The sequence below is a fragment of the Anaerohalosphaeraceae bacterium genome, assembly GCA_035378985.1.
GTDB lineage: Bacteria > Planctomycetota > Phycisphaerae > Sedimentisphaerales > Anaerohalosphaeraceae > JAHDQI01.
In genome coordinates this window covers 1-1,407 of record DAOSUR010000020.1, presented here as the reverse complement: position 1 = coordinate 1,407, position 1,407 = coordinate 1, and the positions used below count along the sequence as shown (strand labels likewise).

The 1,407-nt window shown below is 55.9% G+C and carries 1 protein-coding gene; it reads right to left on the bottom strand.

What is annotated here, in order from left to right; translation table 11 throughout:
- Positions 1-121: 121 nt before the first annotated feature.
- Positions 122-1,407: glutamate-5-semialdehyde dehydrogenase (locus PKY88_11700; protein HOQ05865.1), on the bottom strand; the 1,286-nt coding region annotated here is incomplete at its 5' end.

Here is a 1,407-nt window from a genome sequence, read left to right as displayed (position 1 = left end):
AGCTGAGCAATCTGGCGGGCGACGCTTCGGACATAGGAGGTGTCGATGCCGCCGTTACGGCTGAGCGTTGCCGTACCGATTTTCACGACCATTCGTTTGACGGAAGATAAATCGCGCATACCTACGAGGTCCACCGTTTGGAAAGGGGTCTGTGTGTAAAATGTTTTTGTCCGCTGCAGTATTCGGCAACTGTGTGGCCTTTGCCGACCAGCCGCCATTTGTAAATCAGCAGGCCTTCCAGTCCCACCGGCCCGCGGGCGTGAATTTTGTTGGTGCTGATGCCGACCTCTGCTCCCAAACCGTACCGATAGCCGTCGGAAAAGCGGGTGCTGCAGTTCCAGAAGACGTCCGCCGAATCAACGCGGTCAAGGAAGTACAGAGCAGCCCGGCGGTTCTCGGTGACAATTGCGTCGGTATGACCGGAGCCGTAGGTGTTGATGTGCTGGACGGCTTCTTCGAGGCTGTCCACGACCCGGATGGAGAGAATCAAATCCAGGTATTCGGTTTTCCAGTCTTCTTCTGAGGCCGGAAGGACATCGATAAATCGGCGGGTTTTTTCACAGCCGCGCAGCTGGACATTTTTTTCTTCGAGAGCCGTTTTAACGGCCGGCAGGAAACGCTCGGCAATCTCCGCGTGGACCAGCAGGGTTTCGGCGGCGTTGCAGACGGCCGGATACTGACATTTGGAATCGACGGTGATTCGAACCGCCATCTCGAGGTCGGCGTCTTTGTCCACATAGACGTGGCAGATACCATCGGCGTGTCCGAGGACAGGGATGTTGGTGTTGTCCATGATGTGCCGGACGAACTCATTGCTGCCTCGGGGGATAATCAGGTCGATAGAGTCGTCCAGTTTCAGCATGGAGGCGACATCGGCCCGGGTTTCCAGCAGGGCCAGCCAGCCGTCGGGCAGTCCGGCCTGAAGGGAGGCCTTCAGAATGACCTCGGCCAGAATCCGATTGGTTTCGGCGGCCTCTGAACCGCCTTTGAGCAGCACGGCATTGCCGCTTTTCAGACAGAGCGTGGAAATCTGCACGAGGGCATCCGGTCTGGATTCAAAAATAACGCCGATGACGCCGATCGGGCAGGTCACCTTGTACAGTTCCAGTCCCTTATCCAGTTCCGTTGCACTCAGCGTTGCTCCGACCGGGTCCGGCAGGGCAATTAAACTGTCGATGCCTTTGCAGACATCCTCAATTTTCTTTTGGTCAAATTTAAGACGTTTCAGAAGCGGGGCAGCCAGTTTTTCCTGTTCCGCTTTGTGAAGGTCCTGCCGATTGGCGGCGATGATTTTTTCGGCATTTGCCTGCAGGGCGTTTCGGATACAGGCCAAGGCATGGTTTTTCTCTGCCGAAGACAGAGACGAAAGCGCCAAAGAGGATTCCTGGGCTTTCAAAGCAAGATTTT